The 15,014-nt window shown below is 39.8% G+C and carries 11 protein-coding genes and 4 pseudogenes; 10 read left to right on the top strand and 5 right to left on the bottom strand.

What is annotated here, in order from left to right; genetic code table 11:
* Window positions 1–4: 4 nt before the first annotated feature.
* The 5 genes and pseudogenes from RS130_RS19080 to RS130_RS19060 all read right to left on the bottom strand — a co-directional run.
* The gene (locus RS130_RS19080) at window positions 5–421 is read right to left on the bottom strand and encodes a glycosyltransferase family 2 protein (protein WP_316027229.1); all 417 of its coding nucleotides are present in this window, start codon (window positions 419–421) and stop codon (window positions 5–7) included.
* 249 nt (window positions 422–670) lie between these two features.
* On the bottom strand, window positions 671–1,531 hold the full coding sequence (locus RS130_RS19075; protein ID WP_316027228.1) for a sulfotransferase family 2 domain-containing protein: 861 nt from the start codon (window positions 1,529–1,531) through the stop codon (window positions 671–673).
* A 24-nt stretch (window positions 1,532–1,555) separates the two neighbouring features.
* Complete coding sequence (locus RS130_RS19070) at window positions 1,556–1,873, bottom strand: hypothetical protein (protein WP_316027227.1); 318 nt, start codon at window positions 1,871–1,873, stop codon at window positions 1,556–1,558.
* Window positions 1,874–1,950: 77 nt separating this feature from the next.
* Complete coding sequence (locus RS130_RS19065) at window positions 1,951–3,558, bottom strand: motility associated factor glycosyltransferase family protein (RefSeq protein ID WP_316028097.1); 1,608 nt, start codon at window positions 3,556–3,558, stop codon at window positions 1,951–1,953.
* A 60-nt stretch (window positions 3,559–3,618) separates the two neighbouring features.
* Window positions 3,619–5,114 (bottom strand): annotated as a pseudogene (locus RS130_RS19060) (6-hydroxymethylpterin diphosphokinase MptE-like protein); the annotation flags it as partial.
* 275 nt (window positions 5,115–5,389) lie between these two features.
* On the opposite strand from RS130_RS19060, the gene RS130_RS19055 reads away from it, so the two are divergent.
* From RS130_RS19055 to fliH, 10 genes and pseudogenes are all read left to right on the top strand, one after another.
* Window positions 5,390–6,193, top strand: a complete 804-nt coding sequence (locus RS130_RS19055; RefSeq protein WP_316027226.1) for a flagellin N-terminal helical domain-containing protein — start codon at window positions 5,390–5,392, stop codon at window positions 6,191–6,193.
* 331 nt (window positions 6,194–6,524) lie between these two features.
* Window positions 6,525–7,351 (top strand): annotated as a pseudogene (locus RS130_RS23940) (sigma-54-dependent transcriptional regulator); the annotation flags it as partial.
* Window positions 7,352–7,954 carry an AAA-type ATPase lid domain-containing protein gene (locus RS130_RS23935; RefSeq protein WP_428982871.1) on the top strand — a complete coding sequence of 201 codons (603 nt, stop codon included), beginning with the start codon at window positions 7,352–7,354 and terminating at the stop codon, window positions 7,952–7,954.
* Between the two features lie 340 nt (window positions 7,955–8,294).
* The gene (locus tag RS130_RS23930; RefSeq protein ID WP_428982811.1) at window positions 8,295–8,429 is read left to right on the top strand and encodes a hypothetical protein; all 135 of its coding nucleotides are present in this window, start codon (window positions 8,295–8,297) and stop codon (window positions 8,427–8,429) included.
* Window positions 8,430–9,492: pseudogene (locus tag RS130_RS19045) on the top strand (sensor histidine kinase); the annotation flags it as partial. It abuts the gene before it with no gap.
* A gap of 3 nt (window positions 9,493–9,495) precedes the next feature.
* Window positions 9,496–10,842 (top strand): sigma-54-dependent transcriptional regulator, encoded by a 1,347-nt coding sequence (locus tag RS130_RS19040; protein ID WP_316027225.1) that lies wholly within the window; start codon window positions 9,496–9,498, stop codon window positions 10,840–10,842.
* A gap of 236 nt (window positions 10,843–11,078) precedes the next feature.
* A complete protein-coding gene (fliE, locus tag RS130_RS19035; protein WP_316027224.1) occupies window positions 11,079–11,405 on the top strand; it encodes a flagellar hook-basal body complex protein FliE in 327 nt (108 codons plus the stop codon).
* A gap of 10 nt (window positions 11,406–11,415) precedes the next feature.
* A pseudogene (gene fliF / locus RS130_RS19030) lies at window positions 11,416–13,115 on the top strand (flagellar basal-body MS-ring/collar protein FliF).
* A gap of 40 nt (window positions 13,116–13,155) precedes the next feature.
* Window positions 13,156–14,193: a flagellar motor switch protein FliG gene (fliG, locus tag RS130_RS19025; protein ID WP_316027223.1), complete on the top strand. Its 1,038-nt coding sequence runs from the start codon at window positions 13,156–13,158 to the stop codon at window positions 14,191–14,193.
* 30 nt (window positions 14,194–14,223) lie between these two features.
* A complete protein-coding gene (fliH, locus tag RS130_RS19020; RefSeq protein ID WP_316027222.1) occupies window positions 14,224–15,012 on the top strand; it encodes a flagellar assembly protein FliH in 789 nt (262 codons plus the stop codon).
* Window positions 15,013–15,014: the final 2 nt, after the last annotated feature.

The raw sequence follows: 15,014 nt of genomic DNA, 5'->3' as shown, positions 1-15,014 counted from the left end.
ACCCTTACCTAGAGATCTTTGAGGTAAAACATTTTTTTCCGTTTGGGGTTCTTATTTCTCTTAAAGGTAAAACAACTATTTTTTCGCTGCCATTCACTTGTTTCAATTGAGCTTGGTAAACCATGCTGAAAATAGCGTTTGGTAGTAATTCGTCGCCACAGTCACACCAGCACAGGAAGTCATAATCTTTAGCTTTTTCGAGGATGATATTTCTTGTTTTACTTGCGTTATTTCTTGGTAAATCCAAATATTGTATTTTATTGTTTGCTGCTGCGAATTTTTTAATTATTTCAAGGCTTTCATCTTCTGAACCATCATTCGCTATTAGCAAATTAACTGCATGATATGTTTGAGCAAGTAAACTATTTACAGAAATAGGTAGCGCTTGAGCTCCATTGAAACATGGCACAGCGATAGTCACGCGTGGGGCAGATAGTTTCTGACTAAGGCAGTGCATCGTAATCGACTTCAGTTCTATTTGACGTCAATATTTCTTTTAATGTATCAACGTCTTTAAGGTCTAATAACAAACTAAAATTGGTCGATGGCGTCCAAAAAGGTAATATACTTACTTTATAATCACTGGTTATATATTGGTCTGATAGTTTTTGAAGTGACCGAAGATCTATAGAATTTTTATTTTCATTCATTAGCGCTTAATAATCCTGAATTAGTTAGATGAGATGCATGTTCTATATTCTTCTACGCTAAATTGACGCCACCTTTCTGTCATTTTCTTTTTGTAGTCCCTCAATGAATCAGCGTTATTTAACCTTTCAGCAGTTCGTCGCAAATGCTCTTTCCGGTTATCTAGTTCTATTTTTATTTTTTGTAGCACTTCTTTTTCTGGAGTATGAGTAATGGCAGTTTGGTCATAGTCTTCTGGAATGCCGTTTGGTAATGGGTAATCAAATAAGAGATAGTCACCTTCATAGTATTTATACAAATTTAAAAGGGTTGATGGGCTTATATCTTCAGTATTGAAAGATTTATTTGACGTTTTATTTCTGAATAAACCCAATTGCAAATTCTGGCCTGATAGTTTGGCTAAGACTGGCCATTCATGGGCAATTTTCTCAACTTTTCCTACAAAATCAGCAATTGGGTTATTGTCTTTACATACTATACGAAACTGCGGCTGTGCATGATGTTCCATTTTGTAGACAGGAATATCTAGCATATGGTTGACTACTTCATCAATTGACATAGTAGGACTGAATCCTAGTCTATCTAAATGTTTAAGTTCAAACCCATTCGTTGGGGCATTCACAAATTTATTGTTGTAATAAGAGACAAACCTATCGATTGGCTCGCGAACAAAAGTAAATATAGGCAATTTAGGATAGGGTTTGGTTATAGGACGCCTGTTTGTTATTGCCTTTCCTAATTCACTATGTTCGCCAATATCAGATTGTGACAAATAGGATTGCATCATCAGCATGTAACTTATGCTGCTACTAGCCACTTTGGGATTAGATAAATAAACCAGATCAATGCCCGTTACAAATTTGACAAAACTATGCTCTTCCAATTTATTTCCTATTTATTAAAGCTTTTATTGGTTATCGACCGTGTCTTTTAGTAGCTTAACTCTTTTCATATATGTCTCATTGTCGATTAAGTAATACATGTGTTCAATGAGTACATTGCCAGAATGAATCTTTCCTCGATTACCACGAATATCAATAGTTAACTCTTCTAACCCTGTTTCAATTAAGGGAATAAATAGATATAAATCAAACTCAATAAAGGCTTTTATGTCATGCACCCTATCTAAGCATTCTTGTATATCTGCTACAGGTAATACATTTTCTGATTCTAAAAATGCTAACTTGGGGATATACAAAGCAGGTTTATCAAGATGCTTACGCATTATAGACATAAGCCTAGGATGATAAATAGGATGCATAAATGGCTGTTTTCCAGCTTCTACGTCGTGATGAGTGATTTCTAATAGTGGTTTGTGCCAATTATACCAATATAAGCTAGTAACAGCGTCCGTAGTGGGGGATATGTGATGCAACAGAGGATTTTTCCCCCTATACTCCCAATAAAAATCCTTTTCAAATTAGGATGTTGTAATTGTTGCAAGTTGTTTTCAACACGACCGAAAATAACTAATTCTCTGGGTTGACCCTCGTTTTTACTTTTGCACGGTGGCAATTTGAAAAGTTGCAAGTACGCTTGTCTAAATGTCTCTGAAGGGTAATTATCAATGCATTCGACCTGATGAGTTACCTCTAAATTCTGTAAAATTTTGTTAATACGAATATTCATGAATGAAGATGACGAGTCATAATCATTCATTCGAGTAAAGTAATCTTCAGCAATATTTTCTAAGCCTTCTTTCCATAACAATAATGATTTCTCTAATGTTTCTAGGCTTCTAGTTGAGCCATCACTGGAGGCTAGCATTTTACTTAAAAACGCATTGGCGTAATTTACCGTCCCGTATAATAGATAAAACAACAGTGACTTACCTGAACGATAAGAGTTAAAAAGTATGTTCTTTTGAGTGCTGAGTAATTTTTGTATATCGGCAGCCGTTGCTTTAGTACTATCAACTGTGTTTTGTAGTTCTTTGAATTCGTCTCTTAGTACGTCGATGGAATACTGATTGTCGAACATTTGTGGAAAATCTATTTTCCCAACAACGGGTTGAAAAACACTATTCTGTATTTTTTGAATCGTAACTTTTTTTGAAGATACTGTGTTTGTCAGTAAAATATTCTCTAACCTTAATGGGATAGTTCCTTTAATTTTAGCCCCATCACTACAGTTATACATTACCTGACTTCTGTTTTTTTCATTTGTCACTTGTTCTATAACCTGCCTAGACACTTTAAATTCGTGCTTGGTGTTAACTGTTGGTCGAAAATTACCAGCGACTATTAATGAAGTATTATTTTTCTCAGCATAATCGTACAACTGTTGCCCACTATCATCGTAATATCCTGAATCTTTAGAGTGGTGGTGATTTACATCGGCAAAACCGAGGTCAACACCAATTAAATAAATGTTATTAAATTCAATTCGACTAACTAGGTTACATACTAAATTACTGACGGTTGGGAATGCGTGCTTTAGCACTTCGAAGTTTTGCTCGCCGAGTAGGTTCAACGCAGATACCGTTGATGATTCACCATCTTTAAACGCGATTAATACGTTTTTAAATAGATGACAGGTATCAGGGTGGATACCGTTGCAGGATAGTAGGCTGATATTTTTTAGATAATTTGTATCTCCGATTCTACTGCACCAATCAAAGGTTGAACGGTTTTGTTCGATCTCAGCATGAAAGTCAGGGGTTATTCCGGCTTTACTAAGAGGCATTAAGGCCGTACCGCAGGAAATAACGATCGCTTGAGACATGTTTTCTTTGATATATGGTATCGACATGTCTAAAGACGGACCATTTCCTACGATAAAAATAGGGACATCTTTGTCGTCGGCTGTTAATTCTTGAGCCGGAGATTTCCTGAGTATTGGTGCGCCTCGACGAATTACTTCACGAGTGTGGCATATTCCATATCTGGCATGATCAAAATATTCTCCCATTGAGATAACAATTTGTAATTGTTCTCGTAGCTGTGAAATCGCTTTGTTTAGGGAGGCATTGTAGTAACTTTGATAAAAGTAGGTGTTGTTTAAGATGTAGGGGCCAATAGCATAGAACTGGCTGAGTAAATCTCTAAATAAGTTTGTACCGTCATCACCAATATTTAAATAGATGCGTGCATCAGATTGGTCAATTTTTTCAAATATTGCTTGCCAGTCAATGGCAAATAGAGAAGCGTAAAAAAGTCTGTGTTGGGTTCACATAGAAATAGTTTTTCGACTGTGTGCTCTGCAAGTAATTTTTCTATCTGATAACCCACGCCCACCCCGAACATAATAATTGAAGCAACATTATCGGGTAGGGCGCCAATTTCGTTTTCTGCTTGCTCTAGTAGTTTCTCCGTTTCTTTAACAAATTGATAGTGGATGTAATGAGCCAGTTTGGTACCTGAATACCCTAAAACTAACCCGTCTTTGTTGGGTTGTTCGTTAAAATTATTAAAGTTTGACTCACAATCTTTGCGGGGATGTTCTCCGTACCAAGTGTTAAGCGAGTCCTGTTTAATAATATTAATTTCACCATCTTGGTTTTCGATAGGGATCCACGTTTTAACTTGATAATTTTCAAATTCTTTAAATATATCGGGGAAATACTTTTTCAGAGCTAATAAGTTTCTATTGAATAAACTTGAGTTTTTAGAGACATCTTTATGTTTGTCTAATTCGATCGGTGGCGTCCAAATGGGTACGTATTGATTGTAATTTTCGTCTAAGGTAAAACTAATGCCTTGCTCTATGAGTGTGTTCCAAGATTTTGAGGTGAGTTCTTGGCATAAACTATTAAATACTGAATGATTGTAATGTTTATATAAATAAAAGCCCTGAACATTCGTGTGGGCTTTTAATTCTTCTAAATCACTAACTAAGTCTCGTCCATCCTTTTCAATTTGCAGAAATAACTGTGTACCTTTGATTTTGGCTATTTCAAAAATTTCATTCCATTCAGTGACTAGCGTAGAGCACTTAAAGTACTGGGCTTGTGGTTCATAAATTATGAGGTATTTAATATTCTTGTTCTGCACCAGATCTAATATGTGCAAGCCTAAACCGCAGCCTAATACCACTACACATTCAATCTCATCAGATACAGGCTCACAAGCAGTGTAATCAAGATACCCTTGACTAGAGTTGAGCTTGGTTGAACGCTCTGCTGACTGTTGAGAAGACGACTTTCCTTGTTCTGCTGATAATGAAATGTAAGGTGCATGTTGTTCGAAGGATTTTAGTTGTTTTTGTATTTCTTCTTTGGGATGAAAACCATAAAGTGTTCGCCCTAAGCCATAATCAACTATGTTTATTTCACCAAATTTATTACAAAAAAGAGAGTGGCTTTGTAAGTCAGATGAATTCAATATCGGCATTAGGGAAGGAATGTTGCGGGCAAAGCTGTTTATATTATTCTTCTGACGTTCTACGATTATGGCGGCTAACTTTTCGTCTAGTAACTTTTGTTTATCTTCATCTTTTTCAATATGTAGTCGTATATTTTTTAGCATGTTTTAATGGACTCTATAGAAGTTAGCAGCTAAACGTTCAAACAGCGTTTATTTATCAATCACTTAGTTGATAATTATTCTACTCGTAGTGATTTAAAAAACTAGGTGTATGCTAGATTTAAATTAACTTTTGTTTTATCGGTAACTTTTAGTGCAATCACTAGGCCTTCTAGCGTATGAGTTATTATCCTATTTATGGATGTTGATACTTTTTGTATGCTTACGTTTTGTGCAATGATTTGCTATTCTGTGCCTACTTAGCTGAGGAAAAAATCATGATTTCATTTGATAGTAGTGCGAGCACTTCTTTATTACAACAAGTGCAAAACAAGCAAGAATCTATTATGGAGAAACTGTCTTCTGGCAAGCGTATTAATAGTGCTGCCGATGGTGCGGCGGCCCAGCAAATTATTGATCGTTTAACCTCGCAAGTGGAAGGTTCTCGTCAAGCTATATCCAATGCCTATGATGGTATCTCTTTGGCACAGGTTGCTGAAGGCGGTTTGTCTGGGATTAATAACGATGTAAATAGGATCCGCGAATTATCAGTACAAGCAGGAAATGGCTTACTGAGCGATTCAGATCGCAATGCTATTCAAGCAGAAGTCAGTCAATTACAAGAGAATATTTCGCAAACTATCGAGCAAACTGAGTTTGGTGGAAAGTCATTATTGAGCACCGGCAGCAATATCGACTTTCAAGTTGGCGCCAATGCAGGGCAAAAAATCGCCGTGCAAACCCAAGATGTTGCTTCGGGATTAAGTGATATATTGAATGTTGATTTACGTACAGCGCAAGGTGCTGAAGATGCGTTAACTGCCGCCGATAGTGCAATAGAATTTGTCGGTAGTGCACGGGCTGATTTAGGGGCAACCCAAAACCAATTTGAAAGTGCGGCGCGTAACCTTCAACAAACAGATGTGAATGTAGCCGCCGCGCGCAGTCGGATCCAAGACACTGATTATGCACAGGCCACATCTGAAAATGTAGCGGCAGGAATATTAAGCGAAGCGAATATTGCTGTACAAAGTGCCGCTAATCAACAAGCTGGGCAAGTTCTGTCCCTATTAAATGGGTAGTATTTGACACTTTAGGGATAAATTGCTTCTGTGTTTTATCGCGACGAAAGTTAAGCTGAGGGTTGCAAGGGCATACCTAGAATTGAAAGACACCAGCCAAACGGTTTTCATCATTTTACGGTTGTTTGGTTTTGATAGGAAGCTGAGTAAAAAGTTTGAGTATAGAGAGTGGCTTTGCCGCTCTTTTTTTGTTGATTGATAAAGGCGAATAATTTATTTGCCCAAAATAAGCTAAACAATTTACTTCAAATGCTATTGCTATCCAGCCTTGAATGGTTAAAATCGTTACATTACAGGTAATTATAATCAACAATGCAAAGCTGAGGGTGGTATGGGTCATATTTTGATTATTAGTTCTGATGAAGTGAGAGCAAATAATCTAACGACTATTTTAGCTTTTTTAGGTGAAATTTCTACTAGCGTTACATTCTCGTCTGCTATTTCTACTTTAGAAAATCAACGAGAAGCGAATGCTGTGTTGATAGATGCATCTAATTATGAACTAGCGTCAGATATCAGTGAAAAATTTCCACGCCAACCTTTTATTTTTGTCGGTAATATAGAAGTATTTAAAACTAAAGGTAATATTGTTGGGGCGGTAGACGAGCCTGTTACTTATCCTGTTTTGACTCAAATGTTACATCGCTGTCAAGAATATAAAAGACGGCAACCATCGACCAAAACCAGCGCAAACAATAAAACGCGGCTATTCCGTAGCTTGGTTGGTAAAAGTAACGAGATACAAAATGTTAGGCATCTGATTGAACAAGTTGCACCAACCGAAGCGAATGTCTTAGTGCTAGGTGAGTCGGGTACAGGAAAAGAGGTAATTGCTCGCAATGTACACTTTTTATCTAATCGTACCGATAATATTTTTGTCCCGGTAAACTGTGGTGCTATTCCAGGTGAACTGTTAGAAAGCGAATTATTTGGTCATGAAAAAGGCGCCTTTACTGGAGCTGTTAGCGCCCGAAAAGGCCGTTTCGAACTGGCTGAAGGCGGCACGTTGTTTTTAGATGAAATCGGTGATATGCCTCTGCAAATGCAAGTCAAGTTATTAAGGGTGTTGCAAGAGCGAACATACGAACGGGTAGGGGAACTAAACCTATTAAATGTGATGTTCGGGTTATCGCTGCTACCCATCGTGATTTAGAGAGTATGATAGAAGAAGGGCTGTTTAGGGAAGATTTATACTACCGATTAAATGTTTTTCCTATCGACAGTCCAGCGCTAAGAGAGCGAAAAGAAGATATTCCGCTTTTATTACAAGAGTTAGTTTCTCGCTTAGAGGGAGACAATGCACGGATAAAGTTTACCGAAAATGCATTGACCTCGTTAATGGAGCACAAGTGGGCGGGTAACGTTCGTGAACTGTCTAATTTAGTTGAAAGACTGATGATTCTGTATCCAAATCGACTCGTGGATATGACAGATTTACCTAGTAAATACAGACATCTAGATGTTGAGTCTTATGAGCCAGATTATCCAGAAGAGCTACTTGAGCGCGATGCAATTAATGCGGTGTTTGGTGGAAGCGGGAATGACAGCGAGCAAGAGTTTCATGCTGAGCATAATTCATCAACCGAGTTGCCAAACGATGGACTTAACTTAAAAGAGTATATTTCGGAATTAGAGGTTAGCTTGATCACCCAAGCCTTAGACCAACAAGACTGGGTGGTTGCCCGCGCGGCGGATGCGTTAGGTATGCGGCGTACAACTCTAGTCGAGAAAATGCGTAAATACGATATTAGTAAAGTCTAATTCCATTTTCTACCTTTACGAGCTTCCCTATTAAACATGGAGTGGTGCTGTGTTGGCGCTAATTATTTCGCTCCAATTATTCTCTTACTTTGAGCCGTGGGCTTAAGGTCACGGCGCCATAATCGGTTGGTACGCCTTGTCATTTCAGCGCTTTTGAATGCAGCTTGCTGCTAATTTTGTGGTTCTCGCCTAATAAATTTTCCAAAAATGTCATTAGATTGACGTTCTAAAATCCAAAATATTATTTTAACTTACTGAAAATAAACAAAAATTTAATTGGCACAAGATGTGCTTTAGTCTCATTGTAATTATTCTGTCTAAGTTTTGACACGAGGAATATATGGGGACACCAAATATGTTGTTTGACACAGATCTACATTCATCTACGGGCATTCACGCTGCGCCGATTAACGAGTTGTATCACAAAGCACATCCAGAGGTGGATGCTGATGAATTGGAGTCTTTGCGATCCTAGGCCAATCGGTTGGAACACTTACTGCAAGTAATGCCAGCAGGTGTAGTGGTGGTTGATGGCAAAGGTGTCGTGAGACAATCAAATGATTTAGCCAATGACTTATTGGGTAAACCTCTTGAAGGACAGTTGTGGCGAACCATTATATTGCGCTCTTTTAAACCTCAAGCAGATGATGGACATGAAGTTTCGTTGCATGATGGGCGTAAGGTTAAACTGTCGATCACGCCGTTGCTGAAAGAGCTAGGACAGCTTATTGTTTTAACCGATTTGACCGAAACAAGGCAGCTACAACAACGCATTGGCCATCTGCAAAAACTGTCTTCTTTAGGGAAAATGGTCGCATCGTTAGCACATCAAATTCGTACGCCTTTATCTGCTGCTATGTTATATGCGGCAAACTTATCCAACGGCAATTTAAACAACGATTCCCGCGACAAATTTAGTGAAAAGCTAATGTCTCGTTTGCGCGATTTAGAAAGCCAAGTGAATGACATGTTATTGTTTGCTAAAAGCGGTAAAGAGCAAGTGGTGCAAGAAGTATCGCTGCAAAGTCTAATCAATGAGGTTAAGCAGGGAAGTGACGCCATGGTGCAAAGTCACAATGCATCACTACTGGTTACCTTACCCGATCCTGATGTATATATTTTAGGTAATAAAACCGCACTTGCAGGTGCATTACAAAATTTGATTCAGAACGCCTTAGAGATTATCCCCAACAATGCTGTTATCGCTTTGTCAGCCAAGATTGATAAAACACGGCCCAATTGGGTGAACCTGTCGGTTGCTGATAATGGCCCAGAGTATCAAAAATTCAATAAATGGACAAGTGTTTGAACCTTTTTATACCACCAAATGCAATGGCACTGGCTTGGGGTTGGCTGTGGTTAAAAGTGTTGCGCAATCACATCAAGGGCAAGCAAAGGTGAGCAACTTAGAAAGTGGGGGAGCTTGTTTTACTATTTGCTTGCCTATTTTAGATACCAACTTGTCAAAACACACGCAAGCAACAGCCAGCATTGCTAACTCATCCACATCGTTTACAGCCGATATTTTAAGGAGCTAAACCATGACTCAATCAAACATTCTAATAGTCGAAGATGACGCTGGTCTCAGAGAGGCCCTAGTTGATACATTATTGTTAGGGGGTTATAGCGTGGTTGAAGCCGATAGCGGCGAGCAAGCGTTAATAAAATTATCTGAACAAAGTATTGATTTGGTCGTGAGCGATATCCAAATGGGCGGAATGAGTGGCTTGATCTTGCTCAAGAATATCAAAGTAAAATATCCTAACTTACCTATTTTGTTAATGACTGCATACGCCACAATTGATGATGCAGTACAAGCAATGCGTGATGGGGCAACAGATTATTTGTCTAAGCCTTTCGCGCCAGAAGTGCTACTTAATCTGGTTGGACGATATGCGCCAGCACAAAAAGTAGAATCACGAACCCCTATAGTCGATGATCCTAGCAGTATTCAATTACTCGAACTTGCTAAAAAAGTGGCTCGCTCAGAAGCAACGGTCATGGTCTTAGGACCTAGTGGTTCCGGTAAAGAAGTGTTGGCTAGGTATATTCACGACCAATCTCTGCGTAGCGAAAAACCGTTCGTAGCAATAAATTGTGCCGCTATTCCAGAAAATATGTTGGAAGCGACTTTATTTGGCTATGACAAGGGGGCTTTTACTGGCGCCTTACAAGCATGCCCTGGAAAATTTGAACAAGCACAAGGCGGCACTATTTTGCTAGACGAAATAAGTGAGATGGACTTGAGTTTGCAAGCTAAGTTACTAAGGGTGTTGCAAGAAAAAGAAGTCGAAAGGTTAGGTAGTCGTAAGACAATTTCTTTAGATGTGAGAGTGATCGCAACGAGTAACCGCAATATCAAGCAAACAGTTGACGCTGGCGAGTTCCGAGAAGACCTGTATTATCGCCTAAATGTATTCCCTTTGACTTGGTTACCACTGGATAAGCGAGCGGGAGATATTGTGCCATTGGCCGAGCACTTAATTGAGCGCCATTGTCAAAAACAAGGCTGTTTTATTCCTAAACTTAATGCTGCAGGTCGCAGTAAATTATTGCAGCACAATTGGCCAGGCAATGTGCGTGAGTTAGAAAACGTTATTCAAAGAGCGCTGATCCTTGCTGATGGTGATAAAATTGATGCGCAAGACTTGATGATAGAACAAGATCTTAGTAATGCTCCTCAAACACCTGATGTCATGAGTATTGAGGAAGATAACAGTAAGCTTGGTTCGGAATTGCGTCAGCAAGAGCATCAAATTATTTTAGATACGTTGCAAAGTTGTAAGGGCCGCAGAAAAGACGTGGCTGAGCGTTTAGGGATCAGTCCTCGTACCCTAAGATACAAATTAGCTAAAATGCGCGAGATTGGTATTGAGTTACCAGCCTAGTTTGTTCAAGTATGTGTGTGTAGTACTCCTTTAGTCGCCAATGTAGGCGACTTTTTTTGTCTTTAAACTGGCGCTTTTGTCAATATTATGACGCTTTTTCTACCCTATGGTGTTTGCATATCTAATTGTTATATATGGATAAATTTATTTATCTTGTGGGTTTTATTGGTTTGGCATCTACCTTGCTAGTATCAGGGTAATTAGCGCAATTAGTCAAAGGTTATGGGAGTATTCAAATGGACATAAAAGCACAGTCTATTTATCAAGAAATGCAAAGTATGGCCGCTCAAACTAAAATGGATTTGGACCAACCAGCGGCCATCCAAGGTAACCCCTCTTCACAGAACTTTGCTGATTTACTGGGGAATGCATTAGATACAGTAAACAGTATGCAGTTAGAAGCTAAAGATAAAGCCATGGCATTTGAAATGGGTGACAAAAGTCTCAGTTTGGCCGATGTTATGGTAGCCAAAGAAAAATCAAGTATTGCATTTGAAGCGACGATCCAAGTACGAAATAAAGTACTAGACGCATATAAGCAAATCATGAATATGCCGGTTTAGGAGTTAGCAAGTGGCTGAAGCAGCGAGTACAGAACTAGCCGTATCTGATATGAATTCTGATGTTTATGCAGACGATTCAGTAGCGGAACAAAAATCTGGGTTTATGGAAGCGGTAGGTAACACCGATTTAGTTCGTCAGGTTACGATTGTCGCTGCATTAGTCATATGTACTGCCATTGCCTTCATTATATTAATGTGGGCGCAAGAGCCTGATTATCGTCCTTTGGCAACAATGGAAACCCAAGAGTTAATTGAAACCCTAGATTATTTGGATCAAGCACAAATTGATTACTTGTTAGAAGGGAATACGATTAAAGTTGCCAGCGATGAATATCAAAACATTAAATTAGGCTTAGCTAGACAAGGTTTAACGCAAACTGAGTCGGGCGGCGCTGAAATTATCATGCAAGATATGGGGTTTGGTGTTAGCCAGCGCGTTGAAAAAGAACGTCTTAAACACGCTCGAGAAAAACAAGTCGCCAGTACTATTGAAGAAATAAGCACAATTTCGAGAGCCAAAGTCTTATTAGCCCTCCCTAAAGAAAATGTTTTCGCTCGTAGAGAGAAAAAAGCCAGTGCTACAGTAGTGGTGACACCAAGACGAGGTGCCATCATCTCAACAGGAGAAGTGAATTCTATTATTGATATTGTGGCCTCAGCTGTACAAGGATTAGAGCCTGACCGAGTCACGGTGTCTAACAGCAATGGCCGACTATTAAACTCTGGATCTCAGGGGGCAGAAGCTGCGCGATCTCGCAAAGAATATGAAATAGAGAAGAAGCGTGAACAAGCTTACATTGAAAAAATAGACTCAATTCTGATCCCGGTTCTTGGCTTAGGCAATTACACGGCTCAAGCCGATGTCACTATGGATTTTACAACAGTTGAACAAACTCAACGTAGCTATAATCCTGACCTTCCAGCCGTACGTAGTGAAATGACGGTAGAAGATAATAGTATAGGCGGAGTCATTGCCGGCATTCCTGGAGCGTTAACAAATCAACCCCCTCTGGACTCAAATATTCCAGAAAATGCGGCAACCGACAGCCGGCAGCCCGTTACGCCAGAAACCATAAAGAAGAGACCCGCAACTACGAATTAGATACCACGGTCAGTCACACTAAGCAGCAAGTAGGCGTGATTCGACGACTAAGTGTATCTGTGGGACTTGATTATGTTAACAGTGTGGCCGCTGACGGTACGGTTACCAGCGTCCCTAGGACACAAGCCGAATTACTAGATATTCGCAGGTTATTGCAAGGAGGCATTGGCTTTGACGTCACCCGTGGCGACTCCCTCGAGGTGGTGAGTATTCCCTTTAACCGTCTTGATGATGTGGTTATTGAAGACTTACCATTTTGGGAAGATCCGACATTTTTACCTATGCTGAAATTAGGTGGTGGCTTATTTATTATCTCCTTGTTGATAATATTTGTTGTCAGACCGATGGTCCGTAAACTAATTTATCCAGATGAAATCAAAGTGAATGAAGATGACGCCGACGAGGGCTTAGATCTGGGCGAGGAAACGATCAGTTTACTGGCTGAAGAATTTGATGATGCGCAAGTAGGGTTTGCCGCAGATGGTACCTTCATGTTACCTGACCTGCACAAAGATGAAGATGTTTTAAAAGCAGTACGTGCATTGGTGGCCAATGAACCTGAGTTATCATCGCAAGTTGTAAAAAATTGGATGTTGTTAGATGAATAGTCTAAGCATGATGACATCTCTTTGGATTAAGGGCTAAGTTGTGGCTGAAGAAGAAAAAGTGGAAGAAGCTGGCTATGACGTCAGTAAATTAGAAGGCGTAGATAAAGCGGCGATCTTGTTATTAAGTTTGACAGAAGACGATGCGGCGCAAATTCTAAAGCATTTAGAGCCCAAGCAAGTGCAAAAGTTAGGGCAAGCTATGGCTCAAATTGAAGACATGACACAGGCCAAAATCACAGCTGTTCATAAACACTTTATTGAAGAAATTCAAAACTACAGCACCATTGGCTTCCAAAGCACAGACTTCGTAAAACGCGCACTGACCTCTGCCTTAGGTGAAGATAAAGCAGCTAATTTAATTGATCAGATATTAATGGGCTCTGGGGCGAAAGGCTTAGATTCTTTGAAATGGATGGACTCCAAGCAAGTGGCCAGCATTATTCGCAATGAGCATCCACAAATACAAACCATTGTTATGTCTTATCTTGATGCCGAGCAATCTGCTGAGATCCTTAGTCAGTTCCCAGAAAAAGTACGTCTTGATCTGATGATGCGAGTGGCCAACTTAGAAGAAGTACAACCAGCGGCATTGCAAGAGTTGAACGAAATTATGGAAAAACAATTTGCCGGTCAAGCGGGTACGCAAGCTGCCAAAATGGGTGGTTTGAAGTCTGCTGCAGATATTATGAACTACCTAGATACCAACATTGAAGGTCAATTAATGGATGCCATTCGTGAGCAAGACGAAGAGATGAGTCAACAGATCCAAGACCTCATGTTTGTTTTTGATAACCTTGCAGACGTAGATGATCGGGCTATACAAGCGATTCTACGAGAAGTACAACAAGATGCCTTACTCAAAGCAATAAAAGGTGCAGAAGAGGATCTGAAAAACAAAATTACTAAAAACATGTCGAAACGAGCAGCAGACATGCTTATTGACGATCTAGAAGCCATGGGACCTGTCCGTATTAGCGAAGTTGAAACCGCGCAGAAAGAAATTTTGTCTGTTGCCCGGCGCTTAGCTGATTCAGGAGAAATCATGTTAGGCGGCGGTGGCGGTGATGAATTCTTGTAGAATCACACTAATAAGGCATATGTGGCTGTTATGACAAATGAACAAGAAAATGACAAAGATGAAGTCATACCCTGGGAATTACCCTTTGTAGGCGAAGAAAAATCACCAGGAGAAGCCGAAACGACTAATGCGTTAAATCGTCGTGCTAACTGGCAATATGAGCCTCCTGAAGAAGAAGTTGAAATTCTGCCGCCAACGGCCGAAGAAATCGAAGCTATTCGTGCGGCTGCTCATGCTGAAGGATTAACACTAGGCAGAAATGAAGGGCAGGCACAAGGTTACGAACAAGGCTTTGCAGAAGGCAAAGAGGCAGGTTTAGCTCAAGGTATCGAAGAAGGCACCGCACAAGGGCTATCATCTGGTGAAGAGCAATCTAAGCAACATTTAGCACATTGGATACAGTTAATTGATAGCCTACATAAACCAATTGAAAAAGTGGATGACGAGTTAGAAAAAGAGCTTGTTTTGTTGGCGGTCAGCTTAGCCCGCGGGGTCATTCGAAGTGAAGTGAAAACCAATTCAGATCTTATTTTTCAAGCGCTACGAGAAGGCTTGAAAGCGCTGCCGATTCAAGAAAAGTGCTACCAAATTCATCTCAACCCTGATGACATTATTATGATTAAAGATCATTTTAGTGAAGACGAAATAGCTAAGCACAATTGGCAATTGGTAGAAGCGCCGCAGTTGTCGGCTGGTGGTTGTGAAATTGTCACTCAGTCAAATGCGGTAGACATTAGTGTAGAACGCCGCGTAAAAGATGTACTAGACAAGTTTCTATTGGAACAAGGTTTGGCCCACGCAGGTTCAGGGGAAGCGTAAAT

The sequence above is a fragment of the Paraglaciecola aquimarina genome, from assembly GCF_032464635.1.
In the GTDB taxonomy this organism is placed as follows: domain Bacteria; phylum Pseudomonadota; class Gammaproteobacteria; order Enterobacterales; family Alteromonadaceae; genus Paraglaciecola; species Paraglaciecola aquimarina.
Note: the sequence above shows the minus strand (reverse complement) of the source record. Positions and strands in the feature narration are given on the sequence as shown.